Source organism: Xanthomonas sp. DAR 34887 (assembly GCF_041245805.1).
Lineage (GTDB): Bacteria > Pseudomonadota > Gammaproteobacteria > Xanthomonadales > Xanthomonadaceae > Xanthomonas_A > Xanthomonas_A tesorieronis.
In genome coordinates, this window is the sequence record NZ_CP162490.1 from 1,370,205 (window position 1) to 1,390,161 (window position 19,957).

The following is a 19,957-nucleotide window of genomic DNA, read 5'->3' on the forward strand; positions in this document are numbered from 1 at the left end:
CCCCAATCCCAAATCCCCAATCCCACACCTTCGTCAGAAGGTGTACCGTACCCGCCCGTAGTAATAAGCGCCGTTGCTGCCGATCGGCGACAGCACGTCGTAGGGCAGGTTGCCGAAGTAGTAGATGTCGGTGTTGGAGCGGTCGGAATAGTTGTCGGTGAGGTTCTGCCCGCCCAGCGCCACGCTCCACTGCTGGGTGATGTGGTATTCGACCTCGGCGTCGAGCTGCCACTCGGCGCCGTAGGTCTGCCGCGGCACATAGCCGTCGCCGAAGTCGAACACGCGGGTGGCGCTGCCGTAGCGGCTGACCCGGGTCTGCAGCGCCCAGCGGTCGTTGTTCCAGTTCACGGCGAGCTGGGCGCGGGTGCGCGGCGCGGCGTCGGTCAGGGTGTTGCTCTCCTCCACGCCGAACAGCACGTAGTCCGGGTTCAGCGCCAGCAGCTGCGCCGGCGTGGCGACCACGTTCTTCAGTTCGGTCTTGGCGTAGCTCCAGGTGCCGGTCAACTGCAGCTGGCCGTCGCCCAGCGCCTGCCGCCAGTTGCTGACCAGCTCCGCGCCGCGGGTGCGGGTGTCGGCGGCGTTGACGAAGAAGCTGGCGCTCTGCAGGCCGGTGACGCCGAAGTTCTGCGCGACGAACGCGGTCAGCGCGTCGCCGCTGATGTCTTCGGACAGCGCGATGCGGTCGTCGATGTCGATCTGGAACAGGTCCAGCGACAGGTCGAAGTGCGGACCGATGCGGCTGGTGAAGCCCAGGCTGTAGTTGACCGACTTCTCCGGCTTCAGGTCTTTCGCGCCCAGCGCCTGCGCGATCGGGTTGTTGACCGACAGCAGCCGGCCCTGCAGCAACTGGCCGGCGGCGTCGTAGCCGGTGGACGTGGCTTCGTAGCCGATCTGGCTCAGCGACGGCGCATGGAAGTTGTTGGAGATCGCGCCGCGCAGCGCGAACGCCGGCACGAACTCGTAGCGCGCGGCCAGCTTGCCGGTCAGTTCCCCGCCGAAATCCTGGTAGTGCTCGTAGCGCGCGGCCAGGTCGGTGGAGAACTTGTCGCCGAACTGGCTCGACACGCTGGCGTAGGCGCTGGCCACGTTACGCGACAGGTCGGCCGCGTCCTGCGGGGTCAGCCCGCCGCCGGCCTGGGCGCCGGTGGGGCGGTCGGTGTAGGCGCCGGCGGCGTAGCTGGCCGGGTCGCCGGGACGGGTGCGGTAGTGCTCGCGACGGAATTCCACGCCGCTGCCGACGGTGTGGGTGGCGCCGGCGGCGTCGAAGCTGCGGCTCAGGTCGAGGTTGGCCACGCTCTGCTCGAAGGCGTAGTCGCCGGTCTTGAAGCGGGTCGGGCTGCCCGGGCCGAGCGAGGCGTTGAGCGAGTTCTTCAGCCGGTATGTGAAGTCGTTGCGGCCGTAGTCGACGCTGGCGTCGTAGGCCCACTCGCCCCATTGCCCGCGCGCGCCGGCCACGCCCTGCAGGTCGCGGTTCTCGCCCAGCGACACCGGGCGGTAGCCGTTCGGGTAGACCTGGGTCCAGTTGGCGTCGCTGTCGGGATAGCGGAAATAGTTGGCGCCCTGCGTGTCGCGCTGGTTGTAGGTACCGAAGAAGTAGAACTCGCTGGTCTGGCCGAACGGCAGCTTGCCGTTGATCCAGGCGTTGAGGTCCTTGCTGGCGCCGTCGCCGAGCACGTAGTTGCGCTTGCCGGCCAGCGCCAGGTTGGCCGGGGTCTGCGCTTCGAACGGCGGGATCTGGTCGTAGCCGGCGCGGTTGGTGCCCTCGCGGTTCTTCAGCTCCAGGCCGACCTTGAAGAAGCCGCCATCGTCGCCCAGGCGGGTGCCGACCTTGGCGCTGGCGTAGCTGGTCTGGCCGTCGGTGACGGTGCGGTCGATCGGCTTCACGTCGGTGTGGTTGGCGCCGAAGCTGGCTTCCAGCGCGCCGCTGTCCGGATCGTCGTCGAGGATCACGTTGATCACCCCGGCCACCGCGTCCGAGCCGTATTGCGCGCCGGCGCCGTCGCGCAGCACTTCGATGCGCTTGATCGCGCTGATCGGGATCGAGTTGAAGTCCACCGGGGTGGTGCCCTTGCCGATCTTGCTGTCGGTGTTGACCAGCGCCGAGGTGTGGCGGCGCTTGCCGTTGACCAGCACCAGCACCTGGTCGGGCGAGAGCCCGCGCAGCTGCGCGGCGCGGATGTGGTCGGCGCCGCCGGAGTTGGACTGGCGCGGGAAATTGAACGACGGCAGCAGCGCCTGCAGCGCGCTGCCCAGCTCGCCGTTGACCACGCCGGCCTTGCGGATGTCCTCGGCGCTGAGCACGTCCACCGGCGCGGTGGATTCGAGCACGGTGCGGCCGCTGGCGCGGGTGCCGGTGACGATCACCGTGTCCAGGTTGGTCGCGGTGCCGGGATCGGCCTGCTGGGCCAGGGCGGGGGCCGACAGCGCCAGGGCGATGGCCAGGCTCAGCGGGCGGGCGAACGGATACGACATGGGGGTCTCTCTCCTGCGGTGACGCAAAGACCGGCTGCGGCGGTGGTCCGTGCCGCGCAGGCGGAGCAAATTCGGGTACATCCATCCGGATGAAGCGATATATTATCTTATCGTTAACGTGACCGCGAGCCGCCGCGTCCACTCCGTTCGGCATCAGCTGATGCTCTGCGGTTATCGGGCGCGCGCTGCCGCCGTCGCCTACCATCCCGTCTTTCCGTTCCGCTTCCGAGACCTGCCGATGCTGCTGCGTGCCCCCTTGCTTGCCGTGTTCCTGGCCCTGACCGCCTGCGCCAGCGTGGCCCCGTCCGCTTCCACCGCGCCGGCCAAGGTCGCTGCGGCGATGCAGGGCGATGCCGCGCGGCCGGCGCAGGCCAGCGGCTGGGTGCGCAGCGAGCTGTACTTCGGCGTGGGCGAGGAGAGCGGCCCGGCCGACCGTCCGCAGGCCGAGCCGATCAGCGAGGCGCAATGGCGCGCGTTTCTGGACAAGCAGGTCACGCCGCGTTTTCCCGATGGCCTGACCGTGTTCGATGCCTACGGCCAGTGGCTGTTCCGCGGCGCCAAGGAGCCGAACCGGCTCAACACCAAGGTGCTGGTGATCCTGCACGAGGACACCCCGCAGCGCCGCGCCGACATCGAGGCGATCCGGCTGGCGTGGAAGCAGGCGACCGGGCATCAGTCGGTGCTGTGGTCGCGGCAGCCGGTGGAGGTGTCGTTTTGATGCCGGGATTTGGGAATGGGGAATAGGGAATTGCAAGAGCGGGGTGCTGCGGTGAGTCCAGTGCCGTTCGCGATCCGGCCAGCGGCGCTGGACGATGCGGCGGTGCGCGCGTTGCTGGCGTATCACCTGCAGCAGATGCAGGCGCAGTCGCCGCCGGGCAGCGTGTATGCGCTGGATCTGTCAGGGCTGCAGCGCGCCGACGTGCGCGTGTGGAGCGTCTGGCGCGGCGACGCGCTGGCCGCGGTCGGCGCGCTGCGCGTGCTGGGCGACGGCGGCGGCGAGCTGAAGTCGATGCGCACCCATCCCGACTTCCTGCGCCAGGGCGCGGCCGCGGCGTTGCTGGAGCACATCGTGGCCGCCGCGCGCGCCGCCGGCCTGCACCGGCTGAGCCTGGAGACCGGCAGCGGCGCGGCGTTCGAGGCGGCGCTGGCCCTGTACCGGCGACGCGGTTTCCGCAATGGACCGGCGTTCGCCGATTACGTGCCGAGCGCGTTCAACCAGTTCCTGCATCTGGCGCTGTAACCGCGTCGCACACGCGCAAGCCGGGATGCTGCATCCTGAGTTCGCGCGCCAATCCGCACGCGCCGCTTCCATTACCATCCTTCGACCCCCCACCCAGCCATCGCCCACATGCCCAGCACCGCTCCCGTTTCCTCGCGCCCGCGCTGGTTCGTCGCCGGCGACCTCAATGGTTTCTTCGGCCTGGTGCTCGACAACCTGTCGATCCTGGGCTTCATCAGCGCGGCCTTGGTCGGCCTGTTCCAGTTCCCGGCCGAGGTGATCTACACGCGGATGATTCCCGGCACCGCGTTCGGCGTGCTGATCGGCAATCTGCTGTACACGTGGATGGCGCGCCGGCTGGCCGCGCGCAGCGGGCGCAGCGACGTCACCGCGATGCCGCTGGGGCTGGACGCGCCGACCAGCATCGGCATGGCGCTGCTGGTGCTCGGCCCGGCGTTCGCGCGCTACAAGCAGCAGGGCCTGGACCCGCAGGCCGCGGCGATCGCCACCTGGCACCTGGGCATGGCCGCGCTGGTGGTGATGGGGGTGCTCAAGACCGTGCTGTCGTTCTTCGGCGACGCGGTCACCCGCGCCCTGCCGCGCGCGGCGCTGCTCGGCTCGATCGCCGGCATCGCGTTGGTGCTGATGGGCTTTCTGCCGTTGCTGGAGACGCTGCGCTCGCCGCTGGTCGGCCTGGTCGTGCTGGGCCTGCTGCTGTACGTGCTGATCGCCAAGGGTCGCCTGCCGTACGGCGTGCCCGGCGTGCCGCTGGCGCTGGTGCTCGGCACCGGCCTGTACTACTGGTTGAACGCGGCCGGTTTCGGCATCCCCGGCTACCAGGCGCCGCAGTGGGTGGCGCCGCAGCTGGTGCTGCCGTGGCCGAGCCTGGGCTTCGTCGCCGGCCTGGCCGATGCGGTGCCGTTGTTGCCGCTGCTGCTGCCGTTCGGCCTGCTGATGGTGGTCGGCGGCATCAACGTCAGCGAGAGCGCGCGCGCCGCCGGCGACGACTACCGCACCCGCGACATCCTGCTGGTCGAGGCCTGCTCGACATTGATCGCCGGCGTCTGCGGCGGCGTCGCACAGACCACGCCGTACATCGGCCAGCCGGCGTACAAGCACATGGGCGCACGCAGCGGTTATACCCTGCTGACCGGGCTGTTCATCGGCCTGGGCGGCATGTTCGGGCTGGTCGCCGGGCTGGTGCAGTGGCTGCCGCTGGCGGTGCTGGCGCCGATCATCGTGTACGTGGCCATCGACATCACCACCCAGGCGTTCCAGGCCACGCCCACGCGCCATGCCGGGGCGATGGTGCTGGGCTTCCTGCCGTCGGTGGCCTACCTGCTGGCGATCAAGGCGCCGGGCTGGATCCCGCCGGACAAGCTGGCCGCGTTGACCACCGCGCTGGATGGCCACGGGCTGCCGGAACTGGCGGTGATCTTCACCCTGGGCAATGGTTTCATCATCACCGCGATGTTGTGGATCGCCGCGGTGGCGGCGATGGTCGACGGGCGCCTGCGCCGCGCCGCGGTGTTCCTGCTGGTCGCGGCCGGGTTGACCCTGTTCGGCCTGATCCACTCGGTGGATCCGCGTGGCGGCATCTACCTGCCGTGGACGCTGAGCGGCCTGCCCAAGCTGATCGCCTGGCAATTCGCCGGCGGCTACCTGGCCCTGGCCGCGCTGCTGGGCCTGCTGTCGCTGCAGAAGCCGCGCGCGGTGCTGGTGGATTGAGCGCGCGACAATCGGCGCCGGCAGCGCGCCGGCGCGCGGGCGGAGGGTGAAATGGACAGGAAACATGGTCTGCGCGCGAGTGCGCTCGCACTGACGCTCGCTTGGATCTCCACGGCCGGGGCGGTGTCGTTCGACTGCGCCAAGGCGTCCAGCGCGGTCGAACGCCTGTTGTGCACGGACCAGCGGCTGGACGCCGCGGACGAATGGCTGGCCCGGCGCTATGCGGCGCTACTGGCGGCCGTGCCGACCGCGCAGCGACAAGCCGTGCGCCGCGCGCAGCAGGCCTGGCTGGCGCAGCGCGATAGCTGCTGGCCCAGCCCGATCCGGGCGCCTGCCTGAAGAAGCGGATCGAGGCGCGGGTGCGCGCGCTGGACAGCCAGTTCGCGCCACAGGCGGCGCGCTTCGATCGCATCGTCGCCAGCATCCCTGACGCGCCGGCCGCGGCGGCGGTGCAATTGCGCGACTACGACGGCGGCCTGGCGTCGGCCTGGCTGGTGTACTTGCATCGCTTCGTGCCGGCGGCCGGGGTCGGCGCGTCCGAGGCGCGTGCGCGGTTCGCGTCTGCAAGCCGCGTGTTGCGCCAGCAGGACGGGGTGTCCGCCGGGCTGCTCGACACCGCCGAGCCGGCCAGCCGACAGGCCGGGGAGGCGCGTGATCTGACCCTGTTGCGGCTGTGGATCGAGCGCAGCGGCTATACCCCGGATGCGGCCACCCAGCCCAATCCGCGTCCTTACGTGCACTGTTTCGTGTTCGTCCAGCAGGGACAGGCGGCTTACGACGCGATGGGGCCGATGTACGGTTCCAGCCGGGATCTCGATGCGCCGATCTGTCGGCCTGCACCGGGTCTGTTCGACCAATCCGCCTGGAAGCGTCTGTACCGGGCGTTCGGCAGCCTGGTGGACCGCGTGTCCGACGATGCGGGCACCATGCGCTATGCGGATTTCGCTGCATGGGCGGTGATCTCGCTGCAGGCGACGGCGTCGCCACTGCTGTTGCTGCAGCAACAGCGGGGCGCGCAGCCGCCCGCCGATCCAGCGGCGGCCATTGCAGCGTGGCATGACGCCGCGTTGTGGCCGGATGCCGATCGCAAAGCCGCCTTGGCCGCCTTGCCGGCGGCGCGTGAGGAAGCCGCGCAATGGATGATCGAGCACAAGCGCATGCCGCCGACACAGGCGCGTCAGGTTGCCGACGCGCTGGTCGCGCAATGGGTCGACGCGCGGATCGCCTTCGGCAAAGGACCCGAAGGCTAGCGTCGCTCGCTGGACCTGCAGCGTTGCAATCGCGGGCTCAGGCTGAACGCTGGCCGTCCCACGATGGAACCGGCGCCGAGCGCGGTGGTCACAGCTGCCACTGTGCAACGGAGAACCGGACCCCATGCAGCCGCGTCAGTCGTTCTGGCCCTGGATCCTGGTCGCTGTATTGGTCGGCGCTGCCGCCGTGTGGCTGTTCCGCGACAACATCAGTGCGCTGCTGCATGGCGCAGCGCCGGTGCCTGTCGCGGTGGCACCGGCAGCAGCGCCGCCCGTGGCGCCGCCCGCGCCTGCGGCCAGCGCCGCGGCTGCGCCGCCGATCCAGCATCCGATCGATCCCGCCGCCGCGGCCGATGCGGCGATCCCGGCGCTGGCCGACAGCGATGCGGCGGCATGGACCGAACTGGCGACGCTGGCCGGCAGCGAGGCGCCGCTGGCGCTGTTGATCCGCGACCATCTGATCCAGCGCGCGGTGACCATGATCGACAACCTGCCGCAGCGCCGCGTCGCGGCGCGGACCCTGGCGCTGAAGCCGGTGCCCGGGCAGTTGCAGATCGACACCGATGCCGCTGGCAACAGTGCCATTGCCGAGGCCAACGCACAGCGTTACGCCCCCTACGTGCAGGCCTTCACCCAGGCCGATGCCGGCGCGATGGTGGCCGCGTACCGGCGTTTCTATCCCTTGTTCCAACAGGCGTATGTGGAGCTGGGCTATCCCAACGGCTATTTCAACGACCGCCTGGTGCAGGTGATCGACCATCTGCTGCAGGCACCGGTGCCGGCGACGCCACCGGCGGTGATCGCCGATGCGCGCACCGGCAAATACCGCTTCGTCGATCCGGCGCTGGAGTCGCTGTCGGTCGGACAGAAGGCGCTGCTGCGCCTGGGGCCGGCCCAGGCCGCGGCAGTGCGCAAGCAACTGCAGGCGATCCGTGCGGCGTTGGTGCGGACCTGAGGGATCGTGCAAGACGGCGGGGCAAGCGCCGCGCATCGCGCACGCTCTGTAGGAGCGGCTTCAGCCGCGACAGGTACTCCGGCAGCTTGTCGCGGCTGAAGCCGCTCCTACATCGATCGAGGCTCGGCGAACTGGCGCCACCTCGCGGCCACGCGTCAGTGATGCGTCACCGCTCACCCGTCCAACTCGGGGTAATGACGGAAAATCCCGTTGTCGTTGAACGGCAGGCGCCGCTCCGAGGCCAGATACGCCGCGATGGCGGGACGTTCGGACACCCGCTGCTGCAGCGCGCGCAGTTGCGGCAGCTTCGGCGAGAGCTTCTTCATCGCGCTGGGGAATGCGTAGTCCAGCCCGCTCATCAGCTGGAACAGCGACAGGTCCACGTAGGAATGTTCGCGCAATGCGTGGCGGCCGCCGCCCTGGCTCATGACCTGTTCGAAATAGCCGAGGAATTTGGGCAGCCGCTGCTTGCGCAGGTCCTCGGCGCGGCGCCGCGCCTCCGGCTTCTGGTCTTCGAAGTACAGCGCGCTGGCGATGGGATGGTGGCTGTCGTGGATCTCGGTCACCAGGTCGGCGATGGTCAGCTGCAACTGCAGCGCCTGCATGCGCCGCGACTCGCTGTCCGGCACCAGGCCCAGCGACGGGCCCAGGTAGTGCAGGATGTTGGCGACCTGCGCGATCACCAGCCGCCCGGCCTTCAGGAACGGCGGCGCGAACGGCCGCGCGCCCGGCTGCTCGCCATCGAGAAAAGGCTGCATGACCGCGTCGCCTTCCTCGCGGGCGACGTCGCGGTAGGCCGCGCCGGCATCCTCCAGCGCCAGTCGCACGAACTCGCCGCGGCCCTGGATGCCGGTCCAGTAGTAGAGGTCGTAGTGCATGGCGGCTCCTGTGCGGGAAGGGTCGGAAGCGCGAGGGTAGAGGCTGTAGCGGTAGTGGCGTGTGACCGTGCTGCGACCGGCGCCGGGAATCGCGCTGGGCGAGGGCGCGATGCCGGATGGCGGCCTGAGCAGGGGACGCGCGCATCGCGCGCCTTGCGTGGAGCCCCTCTGGGGTGGCGCAGACGTATACAGGCCGCCGCGCGGCCTTGAAACATGCCGCGCCAACCGCATCTGACTAGCATGCCGGCACGGCCGGCCCTTCATTCAGAGGAATTCCCCGATGCGGATGGACAAGCTCACCTCGCGTTTCCAGCAGGCGCTGGCCGACGCCCAGTCGCTGGCCGTGGGCCGCGACCACACCATCGTCGAGCCGGTGCACGTCTTTACCGCGCTGCTCGACCAGGCAGGCGGCAGCACCCGGCCGCTGCTGGCGCAGGCCGGCGTCAACGTGCCGGTGCTGCGCGAGCGGCTGGGCGAGGCGCTGGACAAGCTGCCCAAGGTCAGCGGCCAGCCCGGCAACCTGTCGATCGGCAACGACCTGAGCCGGCTGCTCAACCAGACCGACAAGCTGGCGCAGCAGCACAACGACCAGTTCATCGCCAGCGAATGGTTCGTGCTGGCCGCGGCCGACGATGGCGGCGCGCTGGGCCTGGCGCTGCGCGCCGCCGGCGCCGACAAGAAGAAGCTCGAAGCGGCCATCGACAAGCTGCGCGGCGGCGAGACGGTGCAGTCGGAAAGCGCCGAAGACCAGCGCCAGGCGCTGGAGAAGTACACCATCGACCTCACCGCGCGTGCCGAGAGCGGCAAGCTCGATCCGGTGATTGGCCGCGACGAGGAAATCCGCCGCACCATCCAGGTGTTGCAGCGGCGCACCAAGAACAACCCGGTGCTGATCGGCGAGCCCGGCGTCGGCAAGACCGCCATCGTCGAGGGCCTGGCCCAGCGCATCGTCAACGGCGAAGTGCCCGAAGGCCTGCGCGGCCGCCGCGTGCTGTCGCTGGACATGGGCGCGCTGATCGCCGGCGCCAAGTTCCGCGGCGAATTCGAGGAGCGGCTCAAGGGCGTGCTCAACGATCTGTCCAAGACCGAAGGCCAGGTCATCCTGTTCATCGACGAACTGCACACCATGGTCGGCGCCGGCAAGGCCGACGGCGCGATGGATGCGGGCAACATGCTCAAGCCGGCGCTGGCGCGCGGCGAGCTGCACTGCATCGGTGCGACCACGCTGGACGAGTATCGCAAGTACATCGAGAAGGACGCGGCGCTGGAGCGGCGCTTCCAGAAGGTGTTCGTCGGCGAGCCGACGGTGGAGGACACCATCGCCATCCTGCGCGGGCTGAAGGAGCGCTACGCGGTGCACCATGGCGTGGAAATCACCGACCCGGCGATCGTCGCCGCGGCCACGCTGTCCAACCGCTACATCGCCGACCGCCAGTTGCCGGACAAGGCCATCGACCTGATGGACGAGGCCGCCAGCCGCATCCGCATGGAAATCGACTCCAAGCCGGAGGAACTGGACCGCCTGGAGCGTCGGCTGATCCAGCTCAAGATCCAGCGCGAGATGCTGAAGAAGGAAAAGGACGAGGCCTCGCGGCAGCGCCTGGCCGACCTGGAAAACGACATCGACAAGCTCGAGCGCGAATTCTCCGACCTCGACGAAGTGTGGCGCTCGGAGAAGGCCAGCCTGCAGGGCGCGACCAGGATCAAGGAACAGATCGAGCAGGCGCGGGTCGAGCTGGAAGCGGCGCAGCGCCGCCAGGACTACGCCAAGATGAGCGAGATCCAGTACGGCCTGCTGCCGAACCTGGAGAAGCAGCTGGCCGCGGCCGGCGATGCCGAGCATCACGATTTCAAGCTGGTGCAGGACCGCGTCACCGCCGAGGAGATCGCCGAGGTGGTGTCGCGCTGGACCGGCATCCCGGTCAACCGCATGCTCGAGGGCGAGCGCGACAAGCTGCTGCGCATGGAAGACGAACTGCACCGGCGCGTGGTCGGCCAGGAAGAGGCGATCAAGGTGGTGTCCGACGCGGTGCGGCGCTCGCGCGCCGGCCTGTCCGATCCGAACCGGCCCAGCGGCTCGTTCCTGTTCCTGGGCCCGACCGGCGTCGGCAAGACCGAGCTGTGCAAGGCGCTGGCCGAGTTTCTGTTCGATAGCAGCGAGGCGATGATCCGCATCGACATGAGCGAGTTCATGGAGAAGCATTCGGTGGCGCGGCTGATCGGCGCGCCTCCGGGCTACGTCGGCTACGAGGAAGGCGGCTATCTGACCGAGGCGGTGCGGCGCCGGCCGTATTCGCTGATCCTGCTCGACGAGGTGGAGAAGGCGCACAGCGACGTGTTCAACATCCTGCTGCAGGTGCTCGACGACGGCCGCCTCACCGACGGCCAGGGCCGCACCGTGGACTTCCGCAACACCGTCATCGTGATGACCTCGAACCTGGGCTCGCACCAGATCCAGGAACTGAGCGGCGACGGCTCGGCCGAGGCCTACACGCAGATGAAGGCGGCGGTGATGGGCGTGGTGCAGGCGCATTTCCGCCCGGAATTCATCAACCGCCTGGACGACATCGTGGTGTTCCACCCGCTGGACAAGGCGCAGATCAAGTCGATCGCGCGCATCCAGTTGCACGGCCTGGAGAAGCGCCTGGCCGAGCGCGGGCTGAAGATCGAACTCGGCGACCGCGCGCTGGAACTGCTCGGCAACGTCGGCTTCGATCCAGTGTACGGCGCGCGGCCGCTGAAGCGTGCGATCCAGTCGCAACTGGAGAACCCGCTGGCACAGCAGATCCTGTCCGGGCAGTTCCTCAACGGCGACACCATCCGCGTCGAGGCCGAGGGCGGGCACCTGACGTTCCTGAAAGCCTGATGGGTTCCGGCGCCGAGGCGCCCGCGGTGCGGGCGCTGCTGATCGACCTGGACGGCGTGCTGCGCCTGTGGCCGGACGACGATGCGGCCCTGGAGCGTGCCTACGGCGTCGCGGTCGGCAGCCTGCGTGCGGCCGCGTTCGCGCCGGCGTTGCTGGAGCGCGCGATTCGCGGCGCAACGACCCACGCACAGTGGCTGGACGAAGCGGCCGCGCGCATCGCCGCGCTCGCGCCGCAGGCCGATGCGGCGGCGCTGGTTGCCGCATGGTCGGCGCCGCAGGCAGCGCGGCTCAACCAACCGGTCCTGGACCTGGTGCGGCGCGTGCGCCGGCGCATGCCGGTGCTGTTGCTGAGCAACGCGACTTCGCGGCTGCAGCGCGATCTCGAGGCGCTCGGCATCGCCAACGCGTTCGATGCGGTGGTGAACTCCAGCGAGGTCGGCGCGATCAAGCCGGAGCCGGCGATCTTCGCGCATGCGCTGGCGCAGCTCGGCGTGGCAGCGGAAGCCGCGTTGTTCGTCGACGACACGGCGGGCAATGTCGACGCCGCACGCGCGCTGGGACTGCGCGCCGAACGCTATGTCGGTGCCGATGCACTGCGCGCCTGCCTGCTTGCCCACGGTGCGCTCGGCGGCGACTGAGGCGCCGTCGCCAGGGCGCGACGCTGACGATTTTCCACTGCCGGCCACGACCCGGAGATTCGCAAGCCGCAGCACGCGTGCGCCGACGCGTAGGCGGCGATGATGGCGCGGCACACTCGCGCCGCCATGCCGGCGCCGGCCCGTCGCCAGCGGGCCTCTATTTCGCCAGGGTAAGCGTGATTCTCGCCACGCATGCCGCCTCGGGGTCGGCGCGTTGTTCGACGAACAGGCCTTGCAGGGTGGCCCCGACCGCAAGCCTGTCGCGCTGGAAGCTGGCACTGACCCCGTAATCGGAATCCGCATCGTCCGGTTCGGGCGGCTCCAGGGGGCCGTACTCCTTGGAAAATCCAGCGGCAGCGAGCTTGCCCGCCAGTTGCCCGAGCCGCAGCGGGCAGGCGTCGCCCATGTCGCGGTAGCGGTACTCCGGTGCATGGGGCGGGAACGCAGGCGTGTCCGCGTTCGAGCTGAAGGACAGCGAGAGCGACGCGCTGTCCGCCAGGTAGGTCGCTTCCAGGCTTTGCTGAAACGCACCGCCGGGTAAATCGACATACGCGGTGAAGACGGTGCCGACCGGCTGCGGCGGCGAGGGATTCCACGGCTCGGGGCGTGGCGGCGGCAGCGCGCCAGGATGGAAATCGACGCCGAGCCGCGCGCATAAATGGGCGAACTGCAAGGCCGCCGCGTCACCGGCAACCACCTCGTCGAGCACGCCGAGGTAGCGCTGCATCAGCACCTGCGCGGGGACGCCGCTGGCGGACGTCGGGTCCGCAGCATGGCGCCGATGCTGCGTATCGCAATCGCCGGGCTGGCTCCACTGTTCCATCGCATAGGACGACAATGGCGGCGCGGCCCGCGCGAACGCCGGCAGGGCGAAGAGCAGCAGCGGGAGCGAGCGGATGGCGGCGCGTTGCATCGGGTGAGCATCCCTGCGGACTGGCCGGTCCATCATACGGGGGGCGCCTGCGCACCGCCGCACCGGTGCGGCGTGCCAGCCGCGAGTGTCCGCGCCGGGTGGGCTGACAACCCGGCGGCATGGCGTCATAACCGCAGGTTTGCATTCGCCGCCGCGCATGGCGCTATCGTCTCGGCTCCTCTTGCCGAGACCCGCCCATGTCCGACCCGAACTGGAAGCTGGAAACCATCGCCGTGCACGGCGGCTACCGTCCCGATCCGACCACGCGCGCGGTGGCGGTGCCGATCTACCAGACGGTGGCCTACGCCTTCGACGATACCCAGCACGGCGCCGACCTGTTCGACCTGAAGGTGCAGGGCAACATCTACAGCCGCATCATGAATCCCACCACCGATGTGCTGGAGCAGCGCATCGCCGCGCTGGAAGGCGGCATCGGCGCGCTGGCGGTGGCATCCGGGCAGGCGGCGGTGACCTATGCGATCCAGACCATCGCCGAGGCCGGCGACAACATCGTCTCCTCCAGCGCGCTGTACGGCGGCACCTACAATCTGTTCGCGCACACGCTGCCGCTGTCGGGCATCGACACCCGCTTCGCCGACTACCGCGATCCGGGCGCGTTCGCCGGGCTGATCGACGCGCGCACCAAGGCGATCTTCGTCGAGTCGATCGGCAATCCGCGCGGCAACGTCACCGACCTGGAAGCGGTCGCCGCGATCGCGCATGCGCATGGCGTGCCGCTGATCGTCGACAACACGGTGCCCACGCCGTACCTGCTGCGGCCGATCGAGTTCGGCGCCGACATCGTGGTGCATTCGCTGACCAAGTACCTGGGCGGGCACGGCACCAGCCTGGGCGGGGCGATCGTGGATTCGGGCAAGTTCCCGTGGGCGGCGCATGCGCAGCGCTTCCGCCGGCTCAACGAGCCGGACGTCAGCTACCACGGCGTGGTCTATACCGAGGCGCTGGGCGAGGCGGCCTACATCGGCCGCGCGCGGGTGGTGCCGCTGCGCAATACCGGCGCGGCGCTGTCGCCGTTCAATGCGTTCCAGATCCTGCAGGGCATCGAGACGTTGCCGCTGCGCATGGACCGGATCAACCAGAACACGCTGGCGGTGGCCCGGCATCTGCAGAGCGAGGCCAAGGTGGAATGGGTCAACTACGTCGGCCTGCCCGGGCATCCGGAGCATGCGCTGGCGCAGAAGTACCTGCGCGGGCAGGGCTCGGGCGTGCTCACCTTCGGCCTGCGCGGCGGCCGCGCCGCCGGCGCGCGCTTCCTCGATGCGTTGCAGTTGTTCACCCGGCTGGTGAACATCGGCGATGCGAAATCGCTGGCCACCCATCCGGCCTCGACCACGCACCGCCAGCTGTCGGCGCAGGAGCTGGAGCGCAGCGGGGTCAGCGAGGACACGGTGCGGCTGTCGGTCGGCATCGAACACATCGACGATCTGCTCGCCGACCTGCGGCAGGCGCTGGCGCAGGCCTGATCCCGGCCCACGCCATGGCGGCAGCGGCGGCCTGGACGCCGCTGCCTGGGCGATCGCGACGGCAAACGCACACGCAAGCGGACAGCCAGGCGAAAGGATTGGCCGCCACGCTATGCGGTGTCGTCCATCTTCGAGCGGGTCGCGTCGAGGGTTGGCAGGCCGTCGGCGGGCGGTGCGTGGCGTAGCGCCAGACTGGGCGGTCGGGTCGCGCCGCGCGGCGCCGGCCGCTGGCCTGTTCGCTGCGGCGCACTCCGCGCGGGGATGGACGGCATGCCCAGATGCCCGGCCCCCGCGCCGGCGTCGTCGTGTCCGCAGGCCAGGAGCCGTCTTGATGTTGTCCATCGCGCATGTCTGGTCCGTCGTCGTCGCCGCGGTGGCCGAACATGCGGTGGCGCCGCTGCTGGCGGCGTTGCACCTGACCGGACTCAGCGACGATCCGCGCGACATCGCCGCCTCGCTGCTGATCGCGGCCTTGCAGCTGTGCATCATCGGCGTGCTGTTCCGCCCGCTGGAAAGCCTGTGGCCGGCCGAGCGCTGGGAGCATCGGCGGCTGGCGCGGATCGACTTCCACTATACCTGGCTGATGCTGATCGGGGTGTTCCCGCTGTTCTCGTTCCTGATCCTGACCCCGCTGGCCAACGCGCTGGGCGGCGCCGACCCCAGTGCCGCGGCGGCGCCGGAAACGGGCCTGCGCCACGCCTGGCCGTGGCTGGACCGGCATCCGCTGGCGCTGTTCGCGCTGTACTACCTGGCCTACGACTTCACCTACTACTGGATGCACCGGATCCAGCACTGGCTGCCGTGGTGGTGGGCGATGCACAGCATGCACCACAGCCAGCGTCAGCTCAGTTGCTGGGCCAACGACCGCAGCAACTACCTGGACGGCATGCTGCAGTCGTTCGTGCTGGCCGCGGTAGGCATTGCCTTCGGCATCGAGGCCGACGAGTTCGCCTGGCTGATGCTGCTCGGCGAGCTGGTGCAGAACCTGTCGCACGCCAACGTGCGTTTCGGCTTCGGCCCGGTGCTCGACAAGATCCTGGTCGATCCGCCGTTCCACCGCCTGCACCACATGCGCGTGGATCCGCAGCGGCCGAACCTGCACAACTGCAACTTCGGCCAGGTGTTCGCGTTCTGGGACGTGCTGTTCGGCACCGCGTTGTACGGTGAGCCGGTGCGTCCCACCGGGGTCGGCGACCCGATGGTGGACCGCGACAACGAGCTGGGCCTGGTCGCGCTGCAGTGGGAAGGACTCAAGCGCTTCTGGGGCGCGGTGCGGCGGCGTTCCGGATGGACGCCGGGCGAGGTCGCGTTCGGCGAGGACTATGCGCCGATCCCGGTGGATCATGGGAGAAGCGGGGATTCGGGAGTCGGGATTGGGGATTCGTAGGGGCGGCTTCAGCCGCGACCGACTGCCAGCCTTGCTGGCTTCGCTGGCTGTCGTACCCTCACCCCAACCCCTTTCTCCCGCGGGGACTCCCTTCGGTCGCCGGGGGGAGAGGGGCTTGCGGCGCTCATTGGTTCTTCAGGCAGCCGCTCATGAAGGTCTTGCGCGCATCGCCCTGCAGCTTCTGCGTGGCCGCCTTGGCGTTGCAGTCCTTCATCCGCTGCTGCGAGGCGTTGCCGGCGGCGGGCGCCGCGCTTTTGCCGCTGAGGCAGGCCTTTTGCGCGCTCTTGTACTCGTCGCCCTTCTTGCCCTTGTTCTGCGCCGAGCACTGGGCCATCAGCGACTGCTGCGCGGTCTGCGGCTTGGCCGCGGCATCGGCCAGCAGCGGTGCGGCGCTCAGGCTCAGCAGCAGGCAGACGGCGAGCGGGAGGGAACGGGTCATGGCGGTGCTCCGGTCGGGTGGTGCGCGCATCCTGCGCCTGCGTCTCTGACCGAACCGTGACATGGTTCGCGGAGCGGCGATGGGCGCGCGCCCCGACTGCCCGAACCGGCGTTCGCATATCGCGGCGGACGCGCCGGGCGGCCGGGGCCGCGTCGATCGCCGATCGCCGATCGAAGATGCGGCCGTCGCTGTCCGCGACGGCCGTCAGTGGCCGAAGTCCGCCTGTCGGCGAATGCGCGCCTGGCTCAGACCTGGGCGAATCCGCCGTCCACGAAGACTTCGCTGCCGGTCATGAAGCTGCTCTCGTCCGAGGCCAGGAACAGCGCCGTCGCCGCGACTTCCTCCGCCCGGCCGATCCGGCCCAGCGGCAGCTGCGCGGTCATGCCGTCGATGATCGCCTGCTGCTGGCCGGTGCTGGACAGCGCCAGGTCCAGGCCCGGCGTCGAGATCGGCCCGGGCGAGAGCACGTTGACGCGAATGCCGGTGCCCTTCAGGTCCAAGGCCCAGCTCCTGGCGAAATTGCGCAGTGCGGCCTTGGTGGCGCTGTACACGCTGAAGGCCGGTGTGCCCATGGTGCCGGTGGTCGAGCCGGTCAGGATCACCGAACCGCCGTCGCCCATCAGCGGCAACGCTTTTTGCACGGTGAACAGCGTGCCCTTGACGTTGATGCCGAAGGTGCGATCGAAGGATTCCTCGGTGATCGCGCCGAGCGGCTGGAAATCGCCCAGTCCCGCATTGGCGAACAGCACGTCGATACGACCCTTGGCGGTTTCGACCTGGGCGAAGACGCGGTCCAGATCGTCCAGCTTGGAGATGTCGCCTTGGATTGCGATGGCGTCGTGGCCGATCAGGCGCAGCGCCTTGTCCAGTTCTTCCTGCCGGCGTCCGACGATGACCACCTGTGCGCCTTCGGCCGCAAAGCGCACCGCGCTTGCCAGACCGATGCCGCTGTTGCCGCCGGTGACCACTGCAATCTTGCCGTTGAGCCTACCCATGGTGCGCTCCAGAAAATAGTGAGGCGCCACTGTAGATCTCGGCTATTCTTTTGAATAGTATGCACCATCTGGTAAGTACCTTCGGAGCGATCGGAGCATGGCCAACCCCACCTTCAGTTGCGGGCTCGAGGCAGCCCTGTCCGTGCTCGGCGGCAAGTGGAAGCCGCTGATCCTCTACAACCTGGCGAAGAACGTGCACCGCTACGGCGAGTTGCGGCGCGCCATCGGCGGCGTGACCGACAAGGTGCTGATCCAGCAGCTCAAGGAGCTGGAACGCGACCAGGTCGTCGCGCGCATCGACTTCCAGGAGATCCCGCCCAGGGTCGAGTATTCGCTGACCCCGTTTGGGCAATCCCTGGCGACCGCCCTGGGAGGGCTGTGCGAGTGGGGCACGGAACACATGCAGACGGTCGAACGCATCAGCGAGCGTCGCGCGGCCGCACTCTCCAAATCCGGGTCTCCTGCCTGATCTGCATGCGGCGGCGATGCCGCCGCATGCTCTTGAGGTCCGGTCTGCGCGCGCGGCGTGTTGGGCAGGCGAGCGCGTCGGCATCGGTGCGGCGCCGGTGTGCGGCAGGGCGCCTGGCGCCGCCGCCGCTACCGGAAGAACTGGCTCGGCGGCTGCCCGAACTGGCGCTTGAACATCGCGGTGAACGCGCTGGGGCTGTCGTAGCCGAGTTCGATCGCCACGTCGAGGATGCGGTCGCCGGCGGCCAGCCGTTCCAGCCCGCGCAGCAGGCGCAGCTGCTGCCGCCATTGGCCGAAGCGCATCTGCAACTCGCGTCGGCACAGGCGCTGAATGGTCTTGACGTCCACGCCCAGCCGCGCCGCCCAGGCGTGCAGGGTGGTGGTGTCGGCGGGGTCGGCATCGAGCGCGGCGGCGATGCGCAACAGGCGCGGATCGTGCGCTTGCGGCAGGTGCAGCGGCAGCGCCGGCAGGGCATGCAACTCGTCCAGGATCAGCCGCATCAGGCGCCCGTCGCGCGAGTCGGCGGCATGGTCCCAGGGCACACTGGCGGCACTGCGGATCAGCGCCTCCAGCAGCGGCTCCACCGCCATGACCGTCGGCTGCGCGGGCATGCCGGCGATGGCGCCGGGGCGGATGAACAGGCTGCGCATCGCCAGCGTGCCGACGCAGCGCACGCTGTGCACGGTGCCGGCCGGCATCCACAGCGCGCGGGTGCTCGGCACCACCCAGTGGCCCTGGCCGGAGCGCACCACCATCAGCCCGTGCAGCGCGTAGACCAACTGGTGGCGCGCATGCTGATGCGGCGCGATGGCGGTCTCGCTGGGATAGTCGGCGACCTTGCAGACCACGTCGGCGGGCGCGTCGTCGATGCTCCACGCCGGCGCCGGCGCCGGCGCGGCGCTGGCGGAGGGCATGTCCTTTTCTCGACGAGTGGTGGGCATGTTGCGCAGGAAGGTCGAGGCCGGCCAGCCTACCATGCGCGCCGTGCCCTCCACTGTCCGGTCCGCCATGTCGAGCTTGCGTCCTGCCGCTGCCCCCGTTCCCGCCGCCGCCGCGCCCCGCGCCGTGGTGGCCGGTGTCCTCGCCGCGATCACGTCCTCGCACCTGATCAACGACATGATGCAGTCGCTGATCCTGGCGCTGTATCCGGTGCTGAAAGGCCAGTTCCAGCTCAGCTTCGCCCAGGTCGGACTGATCACGCTGACCTACCAGCTCACCGCCTCGCTGTTCCAGCCGCTGATCGGCTTGCGCACCGATCGCCGCCCGGCGCCGTACTCCCTGCCGCTGGGCATGACCTCGACCCTGTGCGGCCTGCTGCTGCTGGCGTATGCGCCGAGCTTCGCGATGGTGCTGCTGGCCGCGGCGCTGGTCGGGATCGGCTCGGCGATCTTCCATCCCGAATCCTCGCGCATCGCGCGGCTGGCCTCGGGCGGGCGCCACGGGCTGGCGCAGTCGGTGTTCCAGGTCGGCGGCAACACCGGCACCGCGCTGGGGCCGCTGATCGCCGCGGCGGTGATCGTGCCCAATGGCCGCCACAGCGTGGCCTGGTTCGGCGCCGCGGCGCTGCTCGGCATCGCCCTGCTGTCCTACGTCGGCCGCTGGTATGCGCTGCACCTGCAGGCGGTGCGCGCCGCGCCGCGGCCGGTGGTCACGGCGCCGGCACTGCCGCGCAGGACCGTGCTGCGGATCGTGGCGGTCCTGCTGCTGCTGATCTTCTCCAAGTATTTCTATATCGCCGGGCTGAGCAGCTACTACACCTTTTACCTGATCCAGCGCTTCGGGGTGTCGGTGCAGAGCGCGCAGCTGCACCTGTTCGCGTTCCTGCTGGCCTCGGCGCTGGGCACGCTGATCGGCGGTCCGGTCGGCGACCGGATCGGGCGCAAGCCGGTGATCTGGGTGTCGATCCTGGGCGTGGCGCCGTTCGCGCTGGCGTTGCCGTACGTGGGCCTGCATGCGGCCACCGCGTTGACCGTGCTGATCGGCTTCGTGCTGTCCTCGGCGTTCTCGGCGATCCTGGTCTACGCGCAGGAAATGATGCCCGGCCGCATCGGCACCATCTCCGGGTTGTTCTTCGGCTTCGCCTTCGGCATGGGCGGGCTGGGCGCGGCGGTGCTCGGCCTGCTCGCCGACCGCGAGGGCATCGTGTTCGTGTACCAGGCGATGTCCTATCTGCCGCTGCTGGGCATCGTCGCGGCGCTGCTGCCGAGCCGGCGCCCGCTGCCGGCGCCGGCGCACTAGGCGCAGCCCGGGGGCGGGCGGCCGGG

At 69.6% G+C, this 19,957-nt stretch carries 18 protein-coding genes; 12 read left to right on the top strand and 6 right to left on the bottom strand.

All coding sequences use genetic code 11. The features are described from left to right. Positions 1–33: 33 nt before the first annotated feature. Positions 34–2,472, bottom strand: coding sequence for a TonB-dependent receptor plug domain-containing protein (locus AB3X08_RS05835; protein WP_369936860.1), 2,439 nt, complete (start codon positions 2,470–2,472; stop codon positions 34–36). 238 nt (positions 2,473–2,710) lie between these two features. Here AB3X08_RS05835 and AB3X08_RS05840 point away from each other — a divergent pair, with 238 nt between their 5' ends. From AB3X08_RS05840 to AB3X08_RS05865, 6 genes are all read left to right on the top strand, one after another. Next, a complete protein-coding gene (locus AB3X08_RS05840; protein ID WP_369936861.1) occupies positions 2,711–3,190 on the top strand; it encodes a DUF3574 domain-containing protein in 480 nt (159 codons plus the stop codon). Positions 3,191–3,250: 60 nt separating this feature from the next. Continuing rightward, positions 3,251–3,712 carry a GNAT family N-acetyltransferase gene (locus AB3X08_RS05845; RefSeq protein ID WP_369936862.1) on the top strand — a complete coding sequence of 154 codons (462 nt, stop codon included), beginning with the start codon at positions 3,251–3,253 and terminating at the stop codon, positions 3,710–3,712. A gap of 108 nt (positions 3,713–3,820) precedes the next feature. Next, positions 3,821–5,419, top strand: a complete 1,599-nt coding sequence (locus tag AB3X08_RS05850) for a hypothetical protein (protein ID WP_369936863.1) — start codon at positions 3,821–3,823, stop codon at positions 5,417–5,419. Between the two features lie 51 nt (positions 5,420–5,470). After that, complete coding sequence (locus tag AB3X08_RS05855; protein ID WP_369936865.1) at positions 5,471–5,758, top strand: lysozyme inhibitor LprI family protein; 288 nt, start codon at positions 5,471–5,473, stop codon at positions 5,756–5,758. A gap of 20 nt (positions 5,759–5,778) precedes the next feature. Beyond that, complete coding sequence (locus AB3X08_RS05860; RefSeq protein ID WP_369936867.1) at positions 5,779–6,669, top strand: hypothetical protein; 891 nt, start codon at positions 5,779–5,781, stop codon at positions 6,667–6,669. Between the two features lie 124 nt (positions 6,670–6,793). Next, the gene (locus tag AB3X08_RS05865; RefSeq protein WP_369936868.1) at positions 6,794–7,624 is read left to right on the top strand and encodes a DUF3014 domain-containing protein; all 831 of its coding nucleotides are present in this window, start codon (positions 6,794–6,796) and stop codon (positions 7,622–7,624) included. 173 nt (positions 7,625–7,797) lie between these two features. On the opposite strand, the gene AB3X08_RS05870 is transcribed toward AB3X08_RS05865, so the two are convergent. Beyond that, positions 7,798–8,502: a glutathione S-transferase gene (locus AB3X08_RS05870; RefSeq protein WP_369936869.1), complete on the bottom strand. Its 705-nt coding sequence runs from the start codon at positions 8,500–8,502 to the stop codon at positions 7,798–7,800. Positions 8,503–8,782: 280 nt separating this feature from the next. On the opposite strand from AB3X08_RS05870, the gene clpB reads away from it, so the two are divergent. Both clpB and AB3X08_RS05880 read left to right on the top strand, forming a co-directional pair. Beyond that, a complete protein-coding gene (gene clpB, locus AB3X08_RS05875; protein ID WP_369936870.1) occupies positions 8,783–11,368 on the top strand; it encodes an ATP-dependent chaperone ClpB in 2,586 nt (861 codons plus the stop codon). After that, positions 11,368–12,006 carry an HAD-IA family hydrolase gene (locus tag AB3X08_RS05880; protein ID WP_369936871.1) on the top strand — a complete coding sequence of 213 codons (639 nt, stop codon included), beginning with the start codon at positions 11,368–11,370 and terminating at the stop codon, positions 12,004–12,006. Before clpB ends, AB3X08_RS05880 begins: the two co-directional genes overlap by 1 nt. A gap of 157 nt (positions 12,007–12,163) precedes the next feature. Here AB3X08_RS05880 and AB3X08_RS05885 read toward each other — a convergent pair whose 3' ends face one another. Then, a complete protein-coding gene (locus AB3X08_RS05885; protein ID WP_369936873.1) occupies positions 12,164–12,919 on the bottom strand; it encodes a hypothetical protein in 756 nt (251 codons plus the stop codon). Between the two features lie 197 nt (positions 12,920–13,116). Here AB3X08_RS05885 and AB3X08_RS05890 point away from each other — a divergent pair, with 197 nt between their 5' ends. Both AB3X08_RS05890 and AB3X08_RS05895 read left to right on the top strand, forming a co-directional pair. Then, the gene (locus tag AB3X08_RS05890; RefSeq protein ID WP_369936875.1) at positions 13,117–14,403 is read left to right on the top strand and encodes an O-acetylhomoserine aminocarboxypropyltransferase/cysteine synthase family protein; all 1,287 of its coding nucleotides are present in this window, start codon (positions 13,117–13,119) and stop codon (positions 14,401–14,403) included. A gap of 331 nt (positions 14,404–14,734) precedes the next feature. Further along, positions 14,735–15,790: a sterol desaturase family protein gene (locus tag AB3X08_RS05895; RefSeq protein WP_369936876.1), complete on the top strand. Its 1,056-nt coding sequence runs from the start codon at positions 14,735–14,737 to the stop codon at positions 15,788–15,790. Between the two features lie 124 nt (positions 15,791–15,914). Here the strand turns inward: AB3X08_RS05895 and AB3X08_RS05900 are convergent, their stop codons facing one another. Further along, positions 15,915–16,229: a PsiF family protein gene (locus AB3X08_RS05900; protein WP_369936877.1), complete on the bottom strand. Its 315-nt coding sequence runs from the start codon at positions 16,227–16,229 to the stop codon at positions 15,915–15,917. Positions 16,230–16,474: 245 nt separating this feature from the next. Continuing rightward, on the bottom strand, positions 16,475–17,224 hold the full coding sequence (locus AB3X08_RS05905) for an SDR family NAD(P)-dependent oxidoreductase (RefSeq protein WP_369936879.1): 750 nt from the start codon (positions 17,222–17,224) through the stop codon (positions 16,475–16,477). A 97-nt stretch (positions 17,225–17,321) separates the two neighbouring features. Between AB3X08_RS05905 and AB3X08_RS05910 the strand changes: the two genes are divergently transcribed. Beyond that, a complete protein-coding gene (locus tag AB3X08_RS05910) occupies positions 17,322–17,693 on the top strand; it encodes a winged helix-turn-helix transcriptional regulator (RefSeq protein WP_369936881.1) in 372 nt (123 codons plus the stop codon). Positions 17,694–17,821: 128 nt separating this feature from the next. Here the strand turns inward: AB3X08_RS05910 and AB3X08_RS05915 are convergent, their stop codons facing one another. After that, positions 17,822–18,607, bottom strand: coding sequence for an AraC family transcriptional regulator (locus AB3X08_RS05915; RefSeq protein WP_369936883.1), 786 nt, complete (start codon positions 18,605–18,607; stop codon positions 17,822–17,824). Positions 18,608–18,701: 94 nt separating this feature from the next. Between AB3X08_RS05915 and AB3X08_RS05920 the strand changes: the two genes are divergently transcribed. After that, on the top strand, positions 18,702–19,931 hold the full coding sequence (locus tag AB3X08_RS05920) for an MFS transporter (RefSeq protein WP_369936885.1): 1,230 nt from the start codon (positions 18,702–18,704) through the stop codon (positions 19,929–19,931). Positions 19,932–19,957: the final 26 nt, after the last annotated feature.

Coding starts and splice junctions, on each gene's coding strand:
- AB3X08_RS05835 (WP_369936860.1), bottom strand. CDS start 2,472: ATGTCGTATCCGTTCGCCCGCCCGCTGAGCCTGGCCATCGCCCTGGCG.
- AB3X08_RS05865 (WP_369936868.1), top strand. CDS start 6,794: ATGCAGCCGCGTCAGTCGTTCTGGCCCTGGATCCTGGTCGCTGTATTG.
- AB3X08_RS05895 (WP_369936876.1), top strand. CDS start 14,735: ATGTTGTCCATCGCGCATGTCTGGTCCGTCGTCGTCGCCGCGGTGGCC.
- AB3X08_RS05890 (WP_369936875.1), top strand. CDS start 13,117: ATGTCCGACCCGAACTGGAAGCTGGAAACCATCGCCGTGCACGGCGGC.
- AB3X08_RS05850 (WP_369936863.1), top strand. CDS start 3,821: ATGCCCAGCACCGCTCCCGTTTCCTCGCGCCCGCGCTGGTTCGTCGCC.
- AB3X08_RS05920 (WP_369936885.1), top strand. CDS start 18,702: ATGTCGAGCTTGCGTCCTGCCGCTGCCCCCGTTCCCGCCGCCGCCGCG.
- AB3X08_RS05905 (WP_369936879.1), bottom strand. CDS start 17,224: ATGGGTAGGCTCAACGGCAAGATTGCAGTGGTCACCGGCGGCAACAGC.
- AB3X08_RS05855 (WP_369936865.1), top strand. CDS start 5,471: ATGGACAGGAAACATGGTCTGCGCGCGAGTGCGCTCGCACTGACGCTC.
- AB3X08_RS05915 (WP_369936883.1), bottom strand. CDS start 18,607: ATGCCCTCCGCCAGCGCCGCGCCGGCGCCGGCGCCGGCGTGGAGCATC.
- clpB (WP_369936870.1), top strand. CDS start 8,783: ATGCGGATGGACAAGCTCACCTCGCGTTTCCAGCAGGCGCTGGCCGAC.
- AB3X08_RS05840 (WP_369936861.1), top strand. CDS start 2,711: ATGCTGCTGCGTGCCCCCTTGCTTGCCGTGTTCCTGGCCCTGACCGCC.
- AB3X08_RS05900 (WP_369936877.1), bottom strand. CDS start 16,229: ATGACCCGTTCCCTCCCGCTCGCCGTCTGCCTGCTGCTGAGCCTGAGC.
- AB3X08_RS05880 (WP_369936871.1), top strand. CDS start 11,368: ATGGGTTCCGGCGCCGAGGCGCCCGCGGTGCGGGCGCTGCTGATCGAC.
- AB3X08_RS05870 (WP_369936869.1), bottom strand. CDS start 8,502: ATGCACTACGACCTCTACTACTGGACCGGCATCCAGGGCCGCGGCGAG.
- AB3X08_RS05910 (WP_369936881.1), top strand. CDS start 17,322: ATGGCCAACCCCACCTTCAGTTGCGGGCTCGAGGCAGCCCTGTCCGTG.
- AB3X08_RS05885 (WP_369936873.1), bottom strand. CDS start 12,919: ATGCAACGCGCCGCCATCCGCTCGCTCCCGCTGCTGCTCTTCGCCCTG.